Annotated in this window: 1 protein-coding gene; it reads left to right on the top strand. The window is 68.9% G+C overall.

Going from position 1 to position 328, the window contains the following annotated elements:
- Positions 1–328 (top strand): AMP-binding enzyme (locus IF54_RS40275; protein WP_037821271.1); only part of this gene is annotated, 328 nt, incomplete at both ends.

Raw genomic sequence — 328 nt, forward strand, 5'->3', positions numbered from 1 at the left:
GCCCGACGGCACCCTGGAAACCCTCGGCCGCATCGACCACCAGGTCAAGATCCGCGGCTACCGCATCGAACTCGGCGAAATCGAAGCCCGCCTGCGCGAACACCCCCACATCAAGGACGCCGTCACCACCGTCCGTGAACCCCAGCCCGGCCACAAACGCCTGACCGCCTACATCGTCACCCACCAGCCCCTCGACACGGCAACCCTGCGCGCCCACCTGGCCACCACCCTCCCCGACTACATGCTCCCGGCCGCGTTCGTGGCCATCGACCGCATCCCCCTCACCACCAACGGCAAGATCGACCACCGAGCCCTCCCCACCCCCGAC

This window comes from Streptomyces sp. NRRL B-3229, from assembly GCF_000719505.1.
GTDB classification, from domain to species: Bacteria; Actinomycetota; Actinomycetes; order Streptomycetales; family Streptomycetaceae; genus Streptomyces; species Streptomyces griseorubiginosus.